Genomic DNA, 20,920 nt, shown 5'->3' on the forward strand with positions numbered 1-20,920 from the left:
AAGTTGACGTCGCCAATCATCAATCCAAGAAATCTCTGTAGGTTATCGCCTTATGAGCACCGTCCATTTCCGCACGCCAACGACCGTTGCCTACGCCCCTGGAGGCAACCGAGTACGACAGGTCCATTACCTGCGCTCCGAGGCCAGCGACCCGGTACGCAGCGTGGCCAGCCAGTATCGCCACGATGTCGCCGGTCGGGTGACCGAACAGAGGGATGCGCGATTGGCTGTGGCGGCTCAGACCGATATCCATACGCTGTCGGGCGTTGCGCTATTGAGCCAGCACGTGGACAGTGGCCGCACCATCCGGTTGATCGGCCTGGCTGGCGAGACTCTCCAGGCTTGGGACGGGCGCGCAACCCGGTTGCGCAGCGAGTACGACTCGCAACTTCGGCGGATCGCCCTCCACGAACGGGCCGAGGGCGCAGCCGAGCAGACCACCGAACGCATTTTCTTCGCAGACCGATCGCCCACCGCCGCCGCCCGAAATGTGTGTGGCCGAGTCATCGAACAGCTCGATCCTGCCGGCCAGATCACTTTCAGCGGCTACAATCTCAACGGACAACCGCTGGACGAAACCCGCCGCTTTCTCAGGACCCCGGACGCCCCGCACTGGACCGTCGACCCTGCGGATAACGACCTCCAGCTTGAGCCTGAACGGTTTGTCTCATCCAGCGACCACGACGCAACGGGCGCCCTCATTCACCGGGAGGACGCTCGCCAACACACGCAATCGATGACGTATGACATCGCAGGCCAGTTAAACCGTATCGCCCTGCAACCAGCAGGCCAGCCGGAAGCCGTGCTTTATCTCAACCCCCGTTATGATGCCAACGGCCAACCGGAAAGCCGGACATACGGCAACGCCATCGTCGACACCGCTACCTATGACCCGGCCGATGGGCGTGTGATCGAACTCAAGACCCAATCGGCCACCGGCAAAGTCCTGCAGCACGCGCGCTATTGCTATGACCCGATGGGCAATGTGCTGCAGATCGTCGACCTGACCTTCACCGCCCGCTATTTCGCCAACAGACGCGTCACCGGCGAGCAGGTTTTCAACTACGACAGCCTGTCCCGACTGATCAATGCCAGTGGCTGCGAAGCGCAGGTGGACCCCGGCCATCCCGGCCTGCCGGAGCCCAGCCCGATAGACGACAGCTTGTTGCTCAACTACACGCAAAGCTTTTCCTACAACGACAGCGGCGGCATGGTCACGCTGGTCCACCACAGTGACCACGCCGGACAATCCCGGACGTTGGAAATGGCGATCGCACCCGACAGCAATCGAGCCTTGTCCAAGGACGGTGCCGAACCTGATTTTGCCAACAGCTTCGATCCCTGCGGCAATCAAATTCTGTTGCAGCGCGGTGGACAACCCTTGCTCTACAACCGGCGCAACCAGCTTATGTGCTGCACGACGATAGCCCGCGCCGCACCTGCCGCGAGCGACCACGAACAGTTCGTCTACGCCGCCAACGGCACGCGACTGAGAACGATCAGGACTGCCCAGGCGAAGAACACCCGAGTGATCAGCCAGACCCGTTATCTGCCAGGGCTGGAGCTGCACGAAAAAACCGATCAGGACCTGGAAGTCATCGTGATCGAAGCCGCTGCGAGCCCTATACGCTGCCTGCACTGGGCACGCGGCACCCCAGGGGTCGACGACTATCAGATGCGCTACAGCCATGGTGATCATCTCGGATCGAGCGCGCTTGAGACGGATGCAGGCGGCCTGCTGATCAGCCGCGAGCGCTTCCATCCGTTCGGCACCACAGCCTCGTGGGCGAGTCGTTCGGCGGTAGAAGCCGACTACAAAACCATTCGCTATAGCGGCAAGGTCATGGACGCCAGCGGCTTGTACTACTACGGGTTGCGCTATTACGCAGCGTGGCTCAGGCATTGGGTCGGTCCAGATCCATTGGGGAACGTGGATGGACTGAACCGATATTCGATGGTGGGGAACAATCCGGTCAGTTTCGTTGATGAACAAGGCGCGGTAAAAACCTCACTTGGGCCACCGAAAACCGTTTCAATCAACATGCCCTCTCCATCGTCATCGGGAAACTCAAGTGATAGCGACAGTGACAGCGCTATCAGCGTAGGCTCATCTGCACCGAGGCCACCTCCGACGCCACCTCCGATGCCGCCCAAGCCCGATGAGACGTGGCGAGCATGGACCAAACGAATGGCATTGGCAGCGGTCGACTCCAGGGTCGGGTTGGCATTGCTTCCGGTCGCTACATCAAGCCCCGCCAATGCGGCAATCGTTTCAACAGTGCTCAGTGCTGCCGGGCAATTGGCGGTGTACAGCATGTTTAATCCCGGCTGGTCGCTGGCCTCCACCTGGGACCCGGATAGCGATGGCGCCCCCCCGCCTGTTGACGTTACACAAAAGGTCAATCGCGGGTACGCCATGACGGTCACGGCGATCACCACTACGATGGCATTGGGCGGCGCCATACTGGGCCCTGTAGTGGGCGGCTATGTCGACGAGCTGAGAGGGACAAAGGACAAGACTGAGAAAAAAACCCAGGCCAACAAGTGGATGGACACCATTGACCAGTTGATTGCCCAGCAACGCTTGGAAGAGAACGTAACGGAACACGCGCGCAACTCACTGCGTGAACAGGTCCTGGAAGTCGAAGAGTTGATTGGTATTACCTGGAAAACGATGGACATGCTCGAAAAAATCACGCTATTGGGACCACAAAGCTTCAGCACACGCGGAACGCCATCGCGATATGGCCCTTCCGGCTCGGCACTCCCTGGTCATAGCGGCATCTTCCAAAGGGGCACCCTGGGCCGAACTGTCACGAACAAGCAAAGAACCAAGCTCTGAACCTCGGATGCAAGGAAAATGGAGCCTGAGAACGATGTCCATCGGCTGATGGGCATCGTCCTGGCTCCCCCTTTTGGCTGCCCTTTGGCAACATGCTATGGTTCGCCCCCGACCTCTACCGGTTTGCGCCTGCATGCTGCCGACTCCCCGCACCTTGCGCCTGCTCCTGTCCATCGCCCTGATCCTCGTTGGCGCCGCCATTGCCGCCACCCTGGCCGTGCGTCACGCCGAACGCGAGGCCCTGGAGGAAGACGCCAGCCGTGCGAGCCAGCAACTGGCGCTGTACGCCAATTCCCTCCACACCCTGATCGAACGCTACCGCGCCCTGCCCGCCGTGCTGGCGCTGGACCCGCAATTGCGCTCGGCCCTCAAGGGGCCGGTCAGCGCGGTGCAGCAGGACGCGTTGAACCGCAAGCTGGAACAGATCAACGGCGCCGCCCAGTCATCCACGCTGGAGTTGCTTGACCACACCGGCCTGGCCGTCGCGGCCAGTAACTGGCGCCTGCCCAGCAGCTATGTCGGGCACAACTATGGCTTTCGTCCGTATTTCCTTCAGACCCGCACCCAGGGCACCGGGCGTTTTTATGCGGTGGGCGTGACCAGCGGCATCCCGGGGTACTTTCTCTCCAGTGCCGTGACGGGCGACAACGGCGAGTTCCTTGGCGCGATGGTGGTGAAGCTGGAGTTTCCGGAGCTGGAGCGCGAATGGCGCCAGGGCAGCGACACGCTGTTGGTCAGCGATGCCAAAGGCATCGTCTTCATCGCCAACCGCCCGGGCTGGCGTTATCGCCACTTGCAGCCGCTGAGCGACAGCGACCGCGCCGAACTCAAGGCCACCCGTCAATACGACAAACAACCGTTGCAACCGCTGGCCTATGAACCCCTGCGGCGCTTTGACGACAATAGCCATCTGGCCCGGGTAGAGACGCCCGATGGCTCGGCGCACTACCTGTGGGAATCCTTGCCGCTGACCGCCGAGGGCTGGACGCTGCACTTGCTGCGCCGTCCGCAGATCGCCTTCGAAGACCGTCGCAACGCCGGGCTCGCGGCCGCCGGGTCGTGGCTGGCGCTGGTGTTCCTGCTGCTGTTTCTCAACCAGCGCTGGCGCCTGGCAAAGTTGCGCCAGCGCAGCCGCGAAGAGCTTGAACGGTTGGTCGAAGAACGTACCCGGGATCTGCGCACGGCCCAGGACGGGCTGGTGCAATCGGCCAAACTGGCGGCACTGGGGCAGATGTCGGCGGCCCTGGCCCATGAAATCAACCAGCCCTTGACCGCCCAACGCATGCAATTGGCGACCCTGCGTTTGCTGCTCGATCACGGTCGGGTCGATGACGCCTACAAGGCCCTCAAGCCGGTGGACGACATGCTGACCCGCATGGCCGCCCTCACCGCTCACCTGAAGACCTTTGCCCGCAAAAGCCCCAGTGGCCTGCGCGAACGCCTGGACCTGGCGGCGGTGGTCGACCAGGCGCTGCAATTGCTGGACACGCGCCTGCGCGACGAACAGGTCAGTACCGTGCTGCACCTGACTCGACCGGCCTGGGTGCGCGGCGATGCGATCCGCCTCGAACAGGTGTTGATCAACCTGCTGCGCAACGCCCTCGACGCCATGGCCGACCAACCCATCAAGCGCCTGGAAGTGCGCCTGGAAGCCGATGAGCAATTGTGGCGCCTGACCGTCAGCGACAGCGGCACCGGGATCGCCGAGGAACACCTGGCCCAGGTGTTCGATCCGTTTTTTACCACCAAGGCGGTGGGCGACGGCCTGGGCCTGGGGCTGGCGGTTTCGTTTGCAATCATCCATGAATCCGGTGGACGGCTGACGGCGGACAACCATGAGCACGGCGCGGTATTCTGCGTGACCTTGCCCATTGATCAGGAGGTGCAACTGCATGCTTGATTCAGTCATGGTCGTGGATGACGAAGGCAGCATTCGCAGCGCCGTCGAGCAATGGTTGAGCCTGTCGGGGTTCCAGGTGCAGCTGTTCAGCCGCGCCGACGAATGCCTGGCCCGGTTGCCGGAGCATTTCCCCGGGGTGATCCTCAGCGATGTGCGCATGCCCGGCCTCAGCGGCCTGGAGTTGTTGGCCGAAGTGCGCCGCCGCGATCCGGACCTGCCGGTGATTCTGTTGACCGGCCACGGTGACGTGCCCATGGCCGTGGAGGCCATGCGTGACGGTGCCTACGACTTCCTGGAGAAACCCTTCAGCCCCGAAGCCCTGCTCGGCAGCCTGCGCCGGGCCCTGGACAAGCGCACCCTGGTCCTGGAAAACCGTCGCTTGCATGAACAGGCCGACGCCCGGGCCCGACTCGATGGGACGCTGCTGGGGGTTTCCCGTGCGTTGCAAAACCTGCGGCGCCAGGTGCTGGACCTGGCCGCACTGCCGGTCAACGTGTTGATCCGCGGCGAAACCGGCAGCGGCAAGGAACTGGTCGCCCGTTGCCTGCACGACTTCGGCCCGAGGGCGAGCAAACCCTTTGTCGCGTTGAACTGCGCGGCCATTCCCGAGGCGCTGTTCGAGGCGGAGCTGTTCGGCCATGAAAGCGGCGCCTTCACCGGCGCCCAGGGCAAGCGCATCGGCAAGCTCGAATACGCCGATGGCGGCACGCTGTTTCTCGACGAAATCGAGAGCATGCCCCTGGCCCAGCAGGTCAAGTTGCTGCGGGTGTTGCAGGAACAGAAGCTCGAACGCCTGGGTTCCAACCAGAGCATCCGGGTGGACCTGCGCATCATCGCCGCCACCAAGCCCGACCTGCTGGATGAAGCCCGGGCCGGGCGTTTCCGCGAGGACCTGGCCTATCGCCTGAACATCGCCGAACTGCGCCTGCCGCCGCTGCGCGAACGGCGCGAGGACATTCCCTTGCTGTTCGAACACTTCACCCACAGCGCCGCCGAACGCCTGGGTCGCTCCGCCGCGCCCCTGAGCGGCCCGCAGTTGAGCCATCTGCTCAGCCACGACTGGCCGGGCAACGTGCGTGAGCTGGCCAACGTCGCCGAACGCCAGGTGTTGGGGCTCGATCAACTGCCTGTCCTGGAGACGGAGCCGGGCCAGTCCCTCGCGGCCCAGCAGGAAGCCTTCGAAGCCCAATGCCTGCGCGCTGCCCTGACCCGGCACAAAGGCGATGTGAAAACCGTGCTCGAAGAACTGCAACTGCCACGCCGCACCTTCAATGAAAAGATGCAGCGGCATGGGTTGAGTCGGGAAATGTTTTTGTAAGGCCCGCCATTTTGTGGTGACTGTACTGGCGCCATCGCGAGCAGGCTCGCTCCCACATTTTGTCCGGCGTGCACATGAAGCTGTGGGAGCGAGCCTGCTCGCGAAGAGGCAAGCCCGCACACCACGGCATAAGCGGATTCCCGCCCAAACCCCCAGCCACAATGAGCGGATTCCCGCTCACGCAACACCATAAACCCCTCTAAACCGGCCTTCTGCCACCTGGCACAGCTCCTGCTATAGCCCTGTCAGGCTGCGTTCCCACGCGCTCCACAAAAACAATTAAACGAAGGGATCCTTCAATGGACAACTCCAACGCCCTGCCCCTTGGGTCGGCTGCCGTGCCCGCCCGTGAAAGAACCACCGCCAGCCGGATCAAATCGATCTTCAGCGGCTCGGTCGGCAACATGGTCGAGTGGTATGACTGGTACGTCTACGCCGCTTTCTCGTTGTACTTCGCCAAAGTCTTCTTCCCCAAGGGCGACACCACCGCCCAATTGCTCAACACCGCCGCGATCTTCGCCGTGGGCTTCCTGATGCGTCCGATCGGCGGGTGGTTGATGGGCCTGTACGCCGACCGTGCCGGTCGCAAACGTGCGCTGATGGCGTCGGTGTACCTGATGTGCTTCGGCTCTCTGATCATCGCCCTGAGCCCGAGCTACGAAACCATCGGTGTCGGCGCGCCGATCCTGCTGGTCTTTGCCCGCCTGCTCCAAGGCCTGTCGGTAGGTGGCGAGTACGGCACCTCCGCCACCTACCTGAGCGAGATGGCGACCAAGGAACGTCGCGGCTTCTTCTCCAGCTTCCAGTACGTGACCCTGATCTCCGGCCAGCTCATCGCCCTGGGCGTGTTGATCGTGCTGCAACAGTTCCTCACCACCGAACAGCTGTATGCCTGGGGCTGGCGCATCCCGTTCGCCATCGGCGCGTTGTGTGCGATCGTGGCGCTGTACCTGCGTCGCGGCATGGAAGAAACCGAATCGTTCACCAAGAAGGAAAAAGCCAAGGAAAGCGCGATGCGCACCTTGATGCGTCATCCCAAGGAGCTGATGACCGTGGTCGGCCTGACCATGGGCGGCACCCTGGCGTTCTACACCTACACCACCTACATGCAGAAATACCTGGTGAACACGGTGGGCATGAGTATCTCCGACTCCACCACCATTTCTGCCGCCACACTGTTCCTGTTCATGTGCCTGCAACCGGTGATCGGCGGGCTGTCGGACAAGATTGGCCGCCGGCCGATCCTGATTGCCTTCGGCATCCTCGGCACCCTGTTCACCGTGCCGATCCTCACCACCTTGCACACCATCCAGACCTGGTGGGGCGCGTTCTTCCTGATCATGGCTGCGCTGATCATCGTCAGCGGCTACACCTCGATCAACGCCGTGGTGAAAGCCGAGTTGTTCCCCACCGAAATCCGCGCCCTGGGCGTCGGCCTGCCGTACGCATTGACCGTGTCGATCTTCGGCGGCACCGCTGAATACATCGCCCTGTGGTTCAAGAGCATCGGCATGGAAACCGGTTACTACTGGTACGTGACGGCGTGCATCGCCGTGTCGCTGCTGGTGTACATCACCATGAAAGACACCCGCAAGCACTCGCGGATCGTTACCGACTGACAGCCACGTCGGACAAACAGAAAGGGGCGAACCTGAACAGGTTCGCCCCTTTTTTTCGCCATGTGTCTAAAGATTTATCCGACATTAATCTCTGGTTAATGCCCGTCTCCCATCCTCACGCTCAACAGAACGCCGTTTGATACGCCGGTAATGGGCCTCATTGACCGTTCTGCGGCAATCGACAACAAATCGATTTAATCGATACGTTTAAGCATTTTTTTGCGCTTTTTAATCAAATTAACGAGCGTAATATGAATTCCACACCCAAGGCGCTAACGCCAAACATTCTGGAGCACGACCATGAAAACCAAACTGATCATCGCCCTGACCCTGTCCGTACTGGCCGCCAACACCTTCGCTGCCGACGGTTTCGACCGCACCAGCTCGGCCATCGCCGCCGACGGTTATGACCGTACTAGCGCTGCCACTGTTGCGGCTGATGGCTTCGACCGCACTAACGGCGCCACCGTCGCTGAAGATGGCTTCGACCGCACTGGCGGCGCTACCGTTGCTGAAGATGGCTTCGACCGCACTGGCGGCGCCACCGTTGCTGAAGATGGCTTCGACCGCACTGGCGGCGCCACCGTCGCTGAAGATGGCTTCGACCGCACTGGCGGCGCTACCGTCGCTGAAGATGGCTTCGACCGCACTGGCGGCGCTACCGTCGCTGAAGATGGCTTCGATCGCACTAACACTGCTGCCATCAGCTAATCCGATAACGACACCCTCACAGCCCGGCTTCGGCCGGGCTTAGTTATTTATGGGTCACAGGAAAACGGGCAGCCTTAGTCGAGCACAAAGTGAAAATCACTGAAGAACTAATGTGGGAGCGAGCCTGCTCGCGATGACATCATCCGACGCGGCAACGGTTGCGGGTCGTAAACAGCTATCGCGAGCAGGCTCGCTCCCACAAAGGTATCGGGCGCTCAGGTTTTGCTTGCTCGGCTGGAAATAACTCACCAACCCTTGCACTATCCCTTCGTTTTCAAACCATTCAGGACCCGGCCCGATGCCCGACGATATCCATTTCTACGAACCCGCCAACGGCCACGGCCTGCCCCATGACCCGTTCAACGCCATTGTTGGCCCGCGCCCCATCGGCTGGATTTCGTCCCAGGATGCCGAAGGCCGCCTGAACCTGGCGCCCTACAGTTTCTTCAACGCCTTCAACTACATCCCGCCGATCATTGGGTTTTCCAGCGTCGGGCGCAAAGACAGCCTGAACAACATCGAACAGACCGGCGAATTCGCCTGGAACCTGGCCACGCGCCCGCTGGCCGAGCAGATGAACCAGAGCTGCGCGATGGTCGCGCCAGAGGTCAATGAGTTCGAACTGGCGGGTTTGACAACAGCGTCGTCACGGGTGATCCAGGTTCCGCGCGTCGCCGAAAGCCCGGTGTCCTTCGAATGCAAGGTCACGCAGATCATTCAACTGCAACGGGCGGACAAAGAGCGGGTGCCAAGCTGGCTGATCCTCGGCGAAGTGGTCGCCGTGCATATCGCCAAGTGGCTGTTGAAGGATGGGGTATACGACACCGCCGCCGCCGAGCCGATCTTGCGCGGTGGCGGGCCGGCGGATTATTTCCAGTTGGGACCTGAGGCGTTGTTCAAGATGCATCGCCCTCGATAGAAGGCTGCGCTGTGGGAGCAAGGCTTGCCCGCGATGCAGGCCCCTCGGCTCCCAAGACAGACCGCGTTGCCTTCATCGCGGGCAAGCCTTGCTCCCACAGCGTTAATCTCGTGGGTTCCAGACCAAGCCGCCCTCGTCGTCGACGCCTTTGAGGTGGGTCAGTTGCAGGGCTGCCGCCTCATCGGCTTTGACGGCGGTCTCGAAGGTCTGCTCTTCAAGGATCCTGTTGAAGCGCGGCGCGCCTGAGCCGCCGATGGCCTTGGTGGCAATGGCGGCATGGTAGCCGCCGCCTTCCTTGGGAACGACGGCGGAAACAGCTTCAAAGGTTTCAAAGGCTTTACGTGCCATGTCTTGTGCATCCTGGCGGTGGAAAATGACGCTCATTAAACCTTCAACCGGCCAGTTTGTGTACCTGCGCCCGGCACCCTTCGGTCGCCTGGGCGGCGGAGACTTCCCTGAAGGTATGAAAATCCAGGCTGCTGACCACCAGGTCCTGCACCAGCTCGGCGAAAATCGCCATGGCCGGTGAATTGAAGTAGGCGTCCATCGACGGCTGATTGACCCACAGCCCCGACACCAGCCACAAATCAGCGTCGCATTGCGATTGCTGCAAGGCAAAGTGCAAGCAACCGGGCGCCAGGCGCGAGGGCGCGATCAGCGTGCTCAGGCGCGCCCCCAGTTGCCTGGAGCAACCGGCACGGGCCCGGACGAAAGCCATGTGACTGACGGGGATCTGTGTAGTCATGTTCAACCCTCCCAGGTAATCCGTTGTGCAGCCGGGGACAGGCTGCGACAGGATCAAAGGTTAAGCGCCACGACACCAGTTTCGTTAGTCGATTCCTGCCGACCCATTGCACAATCCTGCGCATCGGTATCACAAAATTTGCCATCGATCCGGTCGAAACCCGGGAAGTTGAAACAAAAGGTTTCAAGCAAGTTTCCACTGCACTGCAGCGTCATGGCCCCTTGCGCCGTGCAGGATCAGGCAAGCTTTCAACAGGATGTTGCTATCGCTGCGCCTTGCACAAACATAAGCTTTTGTTCATCGCTCCCTATCGCCTGAGGATCCCGGCATGTCGCCACTCGACCACGCCCACGTCCCGCTGGACACGCACTTGGAACAACAGCGCGCCGAATTGGCATCGATCATCGACCGCAACACCGGCGAAGACGGCAGCTACGCCACGGCCATCGGCTCGTTGAACCTGTCGCGCCACAGCAAGCCTCAAAAATTCGCTCCGGTGCTGGCCCAACCGGCGCTGTGCATCATGGCCCAGGGCAGCAAACAGGTACGCCTGGCGGATGAGTTCTTCAACTATGACCCGCTCCATTACCTGGTGGTCTCGGTGTCGATGCCGTTGAGTGGTTGCATCGCGGACGTTTCGCCGCAAGAGCCGATCCTCGCCCTGCGCCTGGACATCGACCCGGCGGAAATCACCGCACTGATCGCCGACGCCGGCCCCCTGGGCGTGCCGACCCGCCCCGCCGGGCGCGGGCTGTATGTCGAACGCCTGGACACGCCGACGCTCGACGCCGTGCTGCGCCTGGCGCGGCTGCTCGATACGCCGAAAGACATCGCCATGCTCGCCCCGCTGGTGCGCCGGGAAATCCTCTATCGCCTGTTGCGCAGTCCCCAGGGCTATCGGCTGTACGAAATCGCCATCGCCAACAGCCAGAGCCATCGCATCAGCCAGGCGATCAAATGGCTCAACGGCCATTTCGAACAGCCGCTGCGCATCGATGACCTGGCCCGGGAAGTGAACCTCAGTGTCTCGACCCTGCATCACCGCTTCAAGGCCATGACCGCCATGAGCCCGCTGCAATACCAGAAGCAACTGCGCTTGCAGGAAGCCCGGCGGCTGATGCTCGCCGAAGGACTGGAGGCTTCGGCGGCGGGGTATCGGGTGGGTTATGAAAGCCCTTCGCAGTTCAGCCGCGAGTACAGCCGGTTGTTCGGCGCGCCGCCGTTGCGGGATCTGGCGCGGTTGCGGATGACTGTTTGACCTGGGGTTTGTGTTGACTGGGCCGGCCCCATCGCGAGCAAGCTCGCTCCCACATTGGGTCTGTTGTGAACAGAGAATCTGTGCTCACTGAAGATCCCCTGTGGGAGCGAGCTTGCTCGCGAAGGGGCCGGTAAAAACACCTCAACACTTCGACGTCCAAACACCTTGGTCGATCTCAATCAACGTCGGCCCCTGCCGATCACGGGCAGCGAGCAACGCGGCAAGCAGTGACGGCACATCTTCGATGGCTTGGGCAAAGCAGCCCAAGGCCTTGGCGACGCCGATGAAATCCGGGGTGTAGATGTCCACGCCCACCGGTTCGATGGCGCGGTTGACCATGTATTTCTTGATCTCTTCGTAGCCCTGGTTATTCCACAGCAACACGATCACCGGGGTGCGCGCTTCCACGGCGCTGGCCAGTTCCGGCAGGGTGAACTGCAACCCGCCATCGCCGATCAAACACACCACCGCCGGGCGACCGTGGCCCCGGTCCTTGCCACCTAGCCAGGCACCAATGGCCGCCGGCAAGGCGTAGCCGAGGGTGCCGTAGCCGGTGGATGAATTGAACCAGCGGCGTGGCTGGCCCGGGTTGAAGGTCAGGTTGCCGGTGTACACCGGTTGAGTCGAATCGCCGACGAACACCGCCTCCGGCAGCGCTTGCAAGACGGTGTCGAGAAACAAGGTCTGGGCGCGGGTCGCCGCGTCCCAACTGCCTTGAAGATCGGCGCGCAACCGGGCGGCACGCGTCGCGCCCCAATCGTCACGGCGCTCGGCCAAGGGGTGCAGGCTCAAGGCGTCGAGCACGGCCTGGGCGGCGACGCGGGCGTCGGCCACCAGCGCCAGGTGCGGCGGGTAGTTGCGCACGGTCTGGTCCGGGTCGATGTCGATGCGCAGCAGCGCACCGGGAATCTCGAAGCCGCCGGCAAAGGTAATGTCGTAGTCGGTCTCGGCCAGTTCGGTGCCGATGGCCAGCACCACATCCGCTTCGGCCACCAACGCCCGGGTAGCGACCAGGCTCTGGGTGGAGCCGATCAGCAACGGATGCCGGGACGGCAACAGGCCCTTGGCATTGATGGTCAACGCCACTGGCGCGCCGAGACGTTCGGCCAGTTCAGTCAATTCGGCCGCCGCGTCGAGGGCGCCGCCGCCGGCCAGGATCAATGGCCGCTTGGCCGATGCCAGCCTTGCCGCCATTTGCGCCACGGCACTCGGCGCAGCACCGGCGCGGTTGATGTTCACCGGCACGCTGGCGAGCAAGGCATCGGCGTCTTCGACCAGAACATCCAACGGAATTTCGATGTGCACCGGCCGCGGGCGCCCAGCCTGGAACACGGCGAACGCCCGGGCCAGCACGCCGGGCAATTCAGCGGCGGACATCAGCGTGTGGGAAAACGCCGCCACCCCGCCCACCAATGCAGCCTGGTTCGGCAGCTCATGCAACTTGCCGCGTCCGCCGCCCAACTGGTTGCGTGATTGCACACTGGAGATTACCAGCATCGGGATCGAATCGGCGTAGGCCTGGCCCATGGCGGTGGTGATGTTGGTCATGCCGGGGCCGGTGATGATGAAACACACGCCGGGCTTGCCGCTGACCCGGGCGTAACCATCAGCCATGAAGCCTGCGCCTTGTTCATGACGCGGGGTCACATGGCGGATGCTGGAACGGGCCAACCCGCGGTACAACTCGACGGTGTGCACGCCAGGAATGCCGAACACCTGCTCCACGCCATACGCTTGGAGTAACTTGACCAATACTTCGCCGCACGTCGCCATTGCCATTGCCTTTTTCTTGTCGTGTAAAGGGCCTCGCACAGCCTGCGGCGGGACCCTTTTTTGTCTTGGGAATGGCGTTATTGGAACGGTCCGATCATAGCGGCAACAATGGATAAAAAGTCATACTAGCCATGTCCTCACGTCATGGCTTGGATCCGAAATGAAACGACTTCCCCCGCTGCCGGCGCTGCACACGTTTCTGATCACGGCCCAATGCTGCAACTTCACCCGGGCCGCCGAACAACTGCACATCACCCAAGGCGCGGTGAGTCGGCAGATCGCCGGGTTGGAAGATCATTTGGGTTATGCGCTGTTCCAGCGCCAGGCACGCGGCCTGAGCCTGACCGCCGAGGGCCAGGCGTGGCTACCCCGGGTACAGCAGGTGTTCAGCCTGATCGGGGACGCGGTCGAGCAGGTCGGCGAAAAACGCCAGACCCTGCAACTCAAGGCCCCGACCTGTGTCATGCGCTGGCTGCTGCCGCGCCTGCTGCAGTGGCAGAAGGAGCGGCCGGACGTGCCGGTGGAGTTGACCACCACGGTCAGGCACGGCGTGGACTTCCAGCGCGAAGCCTTCGACGCCGCGGTGGTCTATGGCCCACCACCCGACGCCTCGCTGGCGTGCGTGCATCTGTTCGATGAACAACTGACGCCCGTCTGCTCTCGCCCGATCCTGGAAGGGCCGGTGCCGCTGCGTGAACCCGCCGACCTGCAACAACACTTGCTGTTGCACCCCACCCGTGACGAGCGCGACTGGAACGCCTGGCTGGCGGCGGCCGATGTGCATTTAAGCAATGTCAGCAAGGGCCAGCATTTCGAAACCCTGGATCTGGCGATGTCCATGGCTTCCCAAGGCACGGGCGTGGCGATTGGCGACTGGTCGCTGATCGGCGACGACCTGAGCGCCGGCCGGCTGGTGATGCCGTTCGAACTGAAGGTCAAGACCGGCCTGGGTTATCACCTGGTGCACCCGCACAAACCCCAGGTGTCGGGGCCGTTGCAGGAATTGATGGGGTGGTTGGTGGAGCAGGCACAGGCGCGGTCCTGTGGGAGCAAGGCTTGCCCGCGATGAAGGCGACGCGGTCTTGATCATTCCCACGCAGAGCGTGGGAGCGATCAATCAGGGTTATCAGAGCAGATTCGGCGCCTGCACCGGCTCGATCTGCGCCCAGTGCGACGTGTCCTCACGATGCTGCTGCAGATACGGCAACACGGCCCCCAGCAACGGCGCCTTGAATGCGTCCTGGAAGCGATGGGCCAGGCCCGGGATCAGTTTCAACTGGCTGCCCTGGATATGCGCCGCCAGATGCACGCCGTGCATCACCGGCAGCAAAGGATCGGCGGTGCCGTGGACCACCAGGGTCGGCACCCGCAGTTGATTGAGCAGTGCCACCCGACTCGGCTCGGCCATGATCGCCATGATCTGGCGCTTCACGCCTTCGGGGTTGAAGGCCCGGTCATAGGCCACGGCGGCCTGATGCAGCAATGCCTGGCGATCATCCACCACCATCGGGCTGCCCAACGCGGCCAGCAGATCGGCCTGTTGCTGCAGGGCCGCTTCGCGATTCGGCGCACTGCGCCGCGACAGCAACTGCACCAGCGCGGCGCTGGGTGCAGGCAAGCCTTCGGCACCGGAACTGCTCATGATCAGGGTCAGGCTTTCGACCCGCTGCGGCGCCATGGCGGCCATGTGCTGGGCGATCATCCCGCCCATGCTCACGCCCAATACGTGGAAGCTTTGCACCTGCAAGGCATCCATCAACCCCAGCCCATCATCGGCCATGTCGGTCAAGGTATAAGGCGCAGCCACGGGCAAACCGAGTTTATAACGCAGGGCTTCGAAGGTCAGGTTGGCGCTGCCCGGGGCCTGGCGCCAAGTGGACAGGCCAACGTCGCGGTTGTCGTAGCGAATCACCCGGAAACCCTGTTCGCACAGGGCGACCACCACTTCGTCCGGCCAATGGATCAACTGCCCACCCAGGCCCATCACCAGCAACAGCGCCGGATCCGAAGCACGGCCAACGCTCTGGTAGGCCAGGCTCACCTGATCCAGATCGACCCGTTGGGTCGCAACATTGATGTCACACCGAGAAGCCGCCATCGACGGCAGGCCGAAAAACAACGCGGCCAGGAAAATGAATACACGCATGAAGAAACACCGAAACGCAGAACCCCAGTAGAGCGCGAGTCTGATGAAGTTTGTTCAAGCGCGCTGCCACAGTTGCGTGACAGTTTGATGAAGATTGCCGAATGGTTGCCTGCGCGAAGGATATATCTGTGGGTAAGGATGTATCTGTGGGTAAGGATGTATCTGTGGGTAAGGATGTATCTGTGGGTAAGGATGTATCTGTGGGTAAGGATGTATCTGTGCGATACAGGCACCTCGATTCCAGAGAAATCGCGCTGGCTTCATCGCGAGCAAGCTTTGCTCCCACAGGTACCCGCCCAGGCGTCAGCTTCAGGCCAGCTGGCTACGCAACTGCCGCGCCGCCGCCACCATGTTCACCAGTGCCGCTTCCGTTTCCGGCCAGCCCCGGGTTTTCAGCCCGCAGTCGGGGTTGATCCACAGCCGCTCGGCGGCGATCCGTTTTACCGCCTTGCTCATCAGCGCAACCATCTCGGCCGTGTCTGGCACCCGTGGCGAGTGGATGTCGTAGACGCCCGGGCCGATGTCGTTCGGGTAGTCGAACGCCTCGAAAGCCTCCAGCAATTCCATGTCCGAACGCGAAGTCTCGATGGTGATGACATCGGCGTCCATGTCGGCGATGGCCTTGATCACATCATTGAATTCGCTGTAGCACATGTGGGTATGGATCTGGGTTTCATCAGCCACGCCCGACGCGCACAAACGGAACGCCTCAACCGCCCAGTCCAGGTACTCCTGCCATTGCCCGCGACGCAGCGGCAACCCTTCGCGGAACGCCGCCTCGTCGATCTGCACAATCTTGATCCCGGCCTTTTCCAGATCCAGCACTTCGTCCCGCAGGGCCAGGGCCAGTTGTTGCGCCTGGACCTGGCGCGACACATCTTCGCGGGGGAACGACCACATCAGCATGGTCACGGGGCCGGTGAGCATGCCTTTCATGACCTTGTCGGTCAGGCTTTGCGCGTAGCGGATCCAGTCGACGGTCATGGCGCTCGGCCGACTGATGTCACCATAGATGATCGCCGGTTTCACGCAGCGCGAACCGTAGCTCTGCACCCAACCGAAACGGGTGAAGACGTAGCCGTCCAGTTGCTCGGCAAAGTATTCCACCATGTCGTTGCGCTCGGCTTCACCGTGCACCAGCACGTCCAGGCCCAGGCGCTCCTGGATCTGCACGGCATGGCGGATCTCGGTGTGCATGGCGTCCTGATAGTCGTTGGCCGACAACTTGCCTTGCTTGTAGGCCTGGCGTGCCAGGCGAATGGCCGGGGTCTGCGGGAAGGAACCGATGGTGGTGGTGGGAAAGGCCGGCAGTTTCAGTCGGGCGCGCTGGCCTTCGATGCGTTTGGCAAACGGTGAACGCCGCTGGCTGTCCTCTGGCCCGATTGCCGCCAGGCGCGCCTGGACCGCGGGTTTGTGAATGCGCGCCGAACTGGCGCGACTGGCCTGCACCTGGCGGCTGTCGGCCAAGGCCTGCTGCACAGCGGGGGCCTGTGGATCGTTCAGGGCATCACGCAGCACCGCGACTTCACCGCATTTCTGCACGGCAAAGGCGAGCCAGCTCTTGAGTTCCGGATCGAGGCGGTCTTCACGCTCCAGGTCCACCGGGCTGTGCAGCAGCGAGCACGAGGTGCTGACCCAGAGGTTGTCGCCAAAGCGCTCCTGGGCCGGTTGCAATTGCGCCAGCGCCTGTTCCAGTTCGCAGCGCCAGACGTTGCGCCCGTTGACCAGGCCCACCGAGAGAATCTTGTAGGTCGGCAGGCGGTCCAGCACCTGGCCCAGTTGTTCCGGGTCACGTACCGCGTCGATGTGCAAGCCGTCCACCGGCAGGCTCACCGCCAGGCCGAGGTTGTCTTGCAGGCCGCTGAAATAGGTGGCCACGAGTTTTTTCAGCGGCGAGTACTGGAGGATGTGATAAGCCCGCTCGAACGCGCTCTTCCAGGCTTGAGGCAGATCGAGGGTGAGGATCGGTTCGTCGATCTGCACCCACTCCACACCCTGGGCCTTGAGGCGGTTGAGGATTTCCCCGTAGACCGGCAACAGGCGCTCCAGCAGGTCGAGCTTGTCGAACGCCTCGCCCTTGACCTTGCCCAACCATAAGTAGGTCAACGGGCCGATGATCACCGGTTTGACCTGATGCCCCAAGGCATGGGCTTCGTCCACTTCATCGAACAACTGCTCCCAGCTCAGGGCGAAGGTCTGGTCGGCGGAAAACTCCGGGACCAGGTAGTGGTAGTTGGTGTCGAACCACTTGGTCAGTTCCTGGGCGTATTGCGCCTGGCCATGGTCGGCACCGCAGCAACTGGCCGTGGCGCCACGGGCCATGGCGAACAGGGTGTCGAGGGTCGGCCGGCCCTGGGCATTCAAGGTGCCGTGGAAACGCTGTGGAACGGCGCCCAGGGTCAAGGAGTGACTGAGCACCTGGTCGTACCAGGCAAAGTCGCCGACGGGCAGCAGGTCGATGCCGGCGTCTTTCTGCAGTTGCCAGTGCCGGGCCCGCAGTTCGCGACCCACCGCCTGCAACGCGGCCGGGGCCAGGTCGCCCTTCCAGTAGGCTTCGAGGGCTTTTTTCAGTTCGCGGTCGGCGCCGATGCGCGGGAAACCGAGGGTGTGGGCCAGGGCCATGGTGTGCGTCCTCCTGTAAAAGATGGCGCCATTGTCGACAGCTGACCCTACATGAGACAAACTCAACCTTTTCGTGTTGATCACAAGTTTTACTCATGGAGCAACTCCGGTGCTTGAACTCCGTCACCTCAAGACCCTGCACGCCCTGCGCGAAGCCGACAGTCTGGTCGAAGCCGCCGAACGCCTGCACCTGACCCAGTCCGCCCTCTCCCACCAGTTCAAGGAACTGGAGGAGCGCCTGGGCATGCAGTTGTTCGTGCGCAAGACCAAGCCAGTACGCTTCACCAGCGCCGGCCTGCGCCTGTTGCAACTGGCCGATGCCGCCCTGCCCTTGCTGCGCGGCGCCGAACGGGACATCGCCCGCCTGGCCGGCGGCACCGCCGGACGGCTGCACATGGCCATCGAGTGCCATAGCTGCTTCCAGTGGTTGATGCCGACCATCGACCAGTTCCGCGATGCCTGGCCGGAAGTCGAACTGGACCTGGCCTCGGGCTTCGCCTTCGCGCCGTTGCCAGCCCTGGCCCGGGGCGACCTCGACCTGGTGGTGACCTCCGACCCGCTGGAGCTGGCCGGCATCACCTACGTGCCGTTGTTCACCTACGAAGCGATGCTCGCCGTGGCCAACCAGCATCGACTGGCGGGCAAGGCGTACATCGTCCCCGAGGACCTGATCAGCGAAACCCTGATCACCTACCCGGTGGAGCGTGATCGGCTGGACATCTTCACCCGCTTCCTGGAGCCAGCCGACATTGAACCGGCCCAGGTGCGCACCTCTGAACTGACGGTGATGATGATGCAACTGGTGGCCAGCGGTCGCGGCGTCTGCGGCATGCCGCACTGGGCCCTGCATGAATACAGCTCGCGGGGCTACGTGAAGGCCAAGCGGCTGGGGGAGAAAGGCTTGTTTGCCACGTTGTATGCGGCGGTGCGCACCGACATGCTCGACGCGCCGTACATGCGCGACTTTTTGCTGACGGCCAAGGACACGTCGTTCTCCACACTCGACGGCGTCAGTGCCGTGCGCTGATAGCTTCTGTGGGAGCAAGGCTTGCCCGCGATGGCGATTGCGAAAAAGCATCGCGGGCAAGCCTTGCTCCCACAGAAGCCCATACACAGGGGATCTGCGGTGAGGTTAAAGTTCGAGCCACATATGGATTTTGTCGTGGTATTCGTCGTCCACGCAGATCGCCATCGGCTCAAGGCCATACAGGACGAAGCCACAACGCTGGTAGAGCTTGAGCGCCGGTTCGTTGCCGGCGGTGACGGTCAGTTGCACCAGGCGCAGGAAGGCATGGCGCCGGGCTTCGGCGAGGACGGCTTGGACCAGTTGGTAGCCAAGCCCGCGATGACGCTGTTCATCGGCGACGTACATGCCGAACAGCAGCGCCTTGTGCCGGGCTTTTTCCCGGGGCTCCAGGGCCAGGCCGACGATGCCGACCAACTCCTGTTCGACAAACGCCCCCAGCAGCACATCGAGCCGGCTGCCCAGGCGTGACTCCCACCAGTTGATAGGCAGCTTGGCCCGCTCGGTGACGCTGGAAGTGAAGGCCTGCGGATGCAGTGCGTACGCCTGCAGCATCAGCTGGCGATACGCCTGGGCATCGCCGGCCCTCAACCGTCGGATGCTCACGCCGAACGCCGTTGCTCAAACATCAGGCGCAACGCCAGCGCACCGAGGACAAACCCCATGAAGTAGCGTTGCGCCGCCAGCCAGGTCGGGTTGTGGACGAACCATGAGGCAATGCCGGCAGCGAACAGGGCGATCAACAGGTTGACGCTGAAACTGACGCTGATCTGGGTCAGGCCCAGGATAATGCTCTGGGTGAACAGCGAACCGTGTTCCGGGTTGATGAACTGCGGGAACACCGACAGATAGAACACCGCGATCTTGGGGTTCAGCGCGCTGGTGAGGAAACCCATGGTGATCAACTTGCGCGTCGAGTCGGCTGGCAACTGCTGGGCCTCGAAAGGCGAACGCGCGCCCGGCTTCACGGCCTGCCAGGCGAGCCACAACAGGTACAGCGCACCGGCCCACTTCAATACTTCATAGGCCACAGGCACCGCCAGGAACACCGCCGTCAACCCGGCGGCCGCGGCGAACATGTGCACGAAGAACCCCGCCACCACCCCCAGCAGGGAGGTGACGCCGGCCTTGCGGCCCTGGCAGATCGAACGGGAAATCAGGTAGATCATGTTCGGCCCGGGCGTCAGTACCATCAGCAACGCGGCAGCGGCGAAAATCAACAGGTCCGGCAATGGAATCATGGGCATCAGTCCTTGAGGCGTGAATCAGCAGATAGCGAGAAGCGTCGCTCGATAAAACGGCAGGATCACCTCGCCTGTCAACGGTGCCAGCAAAAGATCGCTGTCGCCGGCCGGGTCGATCCAGCACACCTCTTCAATTTCGGCAGCCGGCGAAACCGGGGCGTCGATGCTCAGCAAAAACACCTCGGCCTGCACAACAAACCCCGGCTCGTTGGCCGCCGGCGCGCTGAACACGCCCAGGTAACGGGCCTGTGCCGGGTCGATCTGCAACCCGAGCTCTTCTTCCAGCTCACGGGCCAGTGCCTGCACCGGTTGTTCATGGGCCTCGATCTTGCCGCCCGGCTGCATGAAGGCCCGGGTGCCGCGCTTGCGCACCAGCAGGGTTCGACCGTCCGGCCCGAGCAACAGGGCGGCGGCGATGCGGATGAGGGAAGTGGTCATGGGTGATCAAAGCCTTGGCCGGGAAAGTGCCGGGGAGATTACAGCGCGTAGAGGTGGGAGCAAAGCCTGGTGGCGGACTAAAAATCAGCGCAGTTCCTGTGGTCAGTTTCGACCGATTGGGGTTGGTGTGTATATCCGTTGCTGCAGTCACGGCGACTTAGGGTTCCGCCCTGACGGCGGGTCACTTTCGAAAAGCCCGGAAGCCGGCCCAGTCGAAAGTAACCAAAGCGCTCATGCCCCACCACTCGGCACCCGGCGTTTTTCAAGGTAGTTGTCGCGTCAACCGTTTTGCTATGCCGCTTTTTTCTCGGTCTGCTGTTCCCGATCCGGGTTCAGCAGCACCGTTCCTATCGGCTCCCAG

General features: G+C 62.5%; 17 protein-coding genes. 9 read left to right on the forward strand and 8 right to left on the reverse strand.

Annotation, left to right across the window (positions count from 1 at the left end; genetic code table 11):
- Positions 1–52: 52 nt before the first annotated feature.
- The 6 genes from ASC85_RS30570 to ASC85_RS30595 all read left to right on the forward strand — a co-directional run bounded on the left by ASC85_RS30570 (position 53) and on the right by ASC85_RS30595 (position 9,309).
- Positions 53–2,842 (forward strand): RHS repeat domain-containing protein, encoded by a 2,790-nt coding sequence (locus ASC85_RS30570; protein ID WP_057452570.1) that lies wholly within the window; start codon positions 53–55, stop codon positions 2,840–2,842.
- Positions 2,843–2,975: 133 nt separating this feature from the next.
- On the forward strand, positions 2,976–4,742 hold the full coding sequence (locus tag ASC85_RS30575) for a sensor histidine kinase (RefSeq protein ID WP_057452571.1): 1,767 nt from the start codon (positions 2,976–2,978) through the stop codon (positions 4,740–4,742).
- On the forward strand, positions 4,735–6,060 hold the full coding sequence (locus ASC85_RS30580) for a sigma-54-dependent transcriptional regulator (protein WP_057452572.1): 1,326 nt from the start codon (positions 4,735–4,737) through the stop codon (positions 6,058–6,060). Before ASC85_RS30575 ends, ASC85_RS30580 begins: the two co-directional genes overlap by 8 nt.
- A 299-nt stretch (positions 6,061–6,359) precedes the next feature.
- On the forward strand, positions 6,360–7,679 hold the full coding sequence (locus ASC85_RS30585; RefSeq protein WP_057452573.1) for an MFS transporter: 1,320 nt from the start codon (positions 6,360–6,362) through the stop codon (positions 7,677–7,679).
- A gap of 300 nt (positions 7,680–7,979) precedes the next feature.
- Complete coding sequence (locus ASC85_RS30590; RefSeq protein WP_057452574.1) at positions 7,980–8,390, forward strand: hypothetical protein; 411 nt, start codon at positions 7,980–7,982, stop codon at positions 8,388–8,390.
- 298 nt (positions 8,391–8,688) lie between these two features.
- Positions 8,689–9,309 (forward strand): flavin reductase family protein, encoded by a 621-nt coding sequence (locus tag ASC85_RS30595; RefSeq protein WP_057452575.1) that lies wholly within the window; start codon positions 8,689–8,691, stop codon positions 9,307–9,309.
- A 102-nt stretch (positions 9,310–9,411) separates the two neighbouring features.
- Here ASC85_RS30595 and ASC85_RS30600 read toward each other — a convergent pair whose 3' ends face one another.
- Together ASC85_RS30600 and ASC85_RS30605 are read right to left on the reverse strand one after the other, a co-directional pair.
- Positions 9,412–9,657, reverse strand: a complete 246-nt coding sequence (locus ASC85_RS30600) for a hypothetical protein (RefSeq protein ID WP_057452588.1) — start codon at positions 9,655–9,657, stop codon at positions 9,412–9,414.
- Positions 9,658–9,700: 43 nt separating this feature from the next.
- Entirely contained in the window at positions 9,701–10,054 is a 354-nt protein-coding gene (locus tag ASC85_RS30605) for a putative quinol monooxygenase (RefSeq protein WP_003205143.1), read from the reverse strand.
- A gap of 328 nt (positions 10,055–10,382) precedes the next feature.
- Between ASC85_RS30605 and ASC85_RS30610 the strand changes: the two genes are divergently transcribed.
- Positions 10,383–11,312 carry an AraC family transcriptional regulator gene (locus ASC85_RS30610; protein ID WP_057452576.1) on the forward strand — a complete coding sequence of 310 codons (930 nt, stop codon included), beginning with the start codon at positions 10,383–10,385 and terminating at the stop codon, positions 11,310–11,312.
- A gap of 141 nt (positions 11,313–11,453) precedes the next feature.
- Here ASC85_RS30610 and ASC85_RS30615 read toward each other — a convergent pair whose 3' ends face one another.
- Positions 11,454–13,085: a 5-guanidino-2-oxopentanoate decarboxylase gene (locus ASC85_RS30615; RefSeq protein ID WP_057452577.1), complete on the reverse strand. Its 1,632-nt coding sequence runs from the start codon at positions 13,083–13,085 to the stop codon at positions 11,454–11,456.
- Between the two features lie 160 nt (positions 13,086–13,245).
- Between ASC85_RS30615 and ASC85_RS30620 the strand changes: the two genes are divergently transcribed.
- Positions 13,246–14,154 carry a LysR substrate-binding domain-containing protein gene (locus tag ASC85_RS30620; RefSeq protein WP_057452578.1) on the forward strand — a complete coding sequence of 303 codons (909 nt, stop codon included), beginning with the start codon at positions 13,246–13,248 and terminating at the stop codon, positions 14,152–14,154.
- Between the two features lie 57 nt (positions 14,155–14,211).
- Here ASC85_RS30620 and ASC85_RS30625 read toward each other — a convergent pair whose 3' ends face one another.
- The gene (locus ASC85_RS30625; protein WP_057452579.1) at positions 14,212–15,231 is read right to left on the reverse strand and encodes an alpha/beta fold hydrolase; all 1,020 of its coding nucleotides are present in this window, start codon (positions 15,229–15,231) and stop codon (positions 14,212–14,214) included.
- Positions 15,232–15,540: 309 nt separating this feature from the next.
- Positions 15,541–17,853, reverse strand: coding sequence for a 5-methyltetrahydropteroyltriglutamate--homocysteine S-methyltransferase (metE, locus tag ASC85_RS30630; RefSeq protein ID WP_057452580.1), 2,313 nt, complete (start codon positions 17,851–17,853; stop codon positions 15,541–15,543).
- Positions 17,854–17,962: 109 nt separating this feature from the next.
- Between metE and metR the strand changes: the two genes are divergently transcribed.
- Complete coding sequence (gene metR, locus ASC85_RS30635; protein ID WP_003205167.1) at positions 17,963–18,880, forward strand: transcriptional regulator MetR; 918 nt, start codon at positions 17,963–17,965, stop codon at positions 18,878–18,880.
- Positions 18,881–18,985: 105 nt separating this feature from the next.
- Here metR and ASC85_RS30640 read toward each other — a convergent pair whose 3' ends face one another.
- From ASC85_RS30640 to ASC85_RS30650, 3 genes are read right to left on the reverse strand one after another with little or no spacing between them, the layout of a single operon-like run.
- On the reverse strand, positions 18,986–19,483 hold the full coding sequence (locus tag ASC85_RS30640; protein WP_057452581.1) for a GNAT family N-acetyltransferase: 498 nt from the start codon (positions 19,481–19,483) through the stop codon (positions 18,986–18,988).
- A complete protein-coding gene (locus ASC85_RS30645; RefSeq protein WP_057452582.1) occupies positions 19,480–20,118 on the reverse strand; it encodes a LysE family translocator in 639 nt (212 codons plus the stop codon). The genes ASC85_RS30640 and ASC85_RS30645 overlap by 4 nt, the downstream gene beginning before the upstream one ends.
- Before the next feature lie 24 nt (positions 20,119–20,142).
- Positions 20,143–20,559 carry an NUDIX hydrolase gene (locus ASC85_RS30650; protein WP_057452583.1) on the reverse strand — a complete coding sequence of 139 codons (417 nt, stop codon included), beginning with the start codon at positions 20,557–20,559 and terminating at the stop codon, positions 20,143–20,145.
- Positions 20,560–20,920: the final 361 nt, after the last annotated feature.

The sequence above is a fragment of the Pseudomonas sp. Root401 genome, assembly GCF_001425105.1.
Classification (GTDB): domain Bacteria; phylum Pseudomonadota; class Gammaproteobacteria; order Pseudomonadales; family Pseudomonadaceae; genus Aquipseudomonas; species Aquipseudomonas brassicacearum.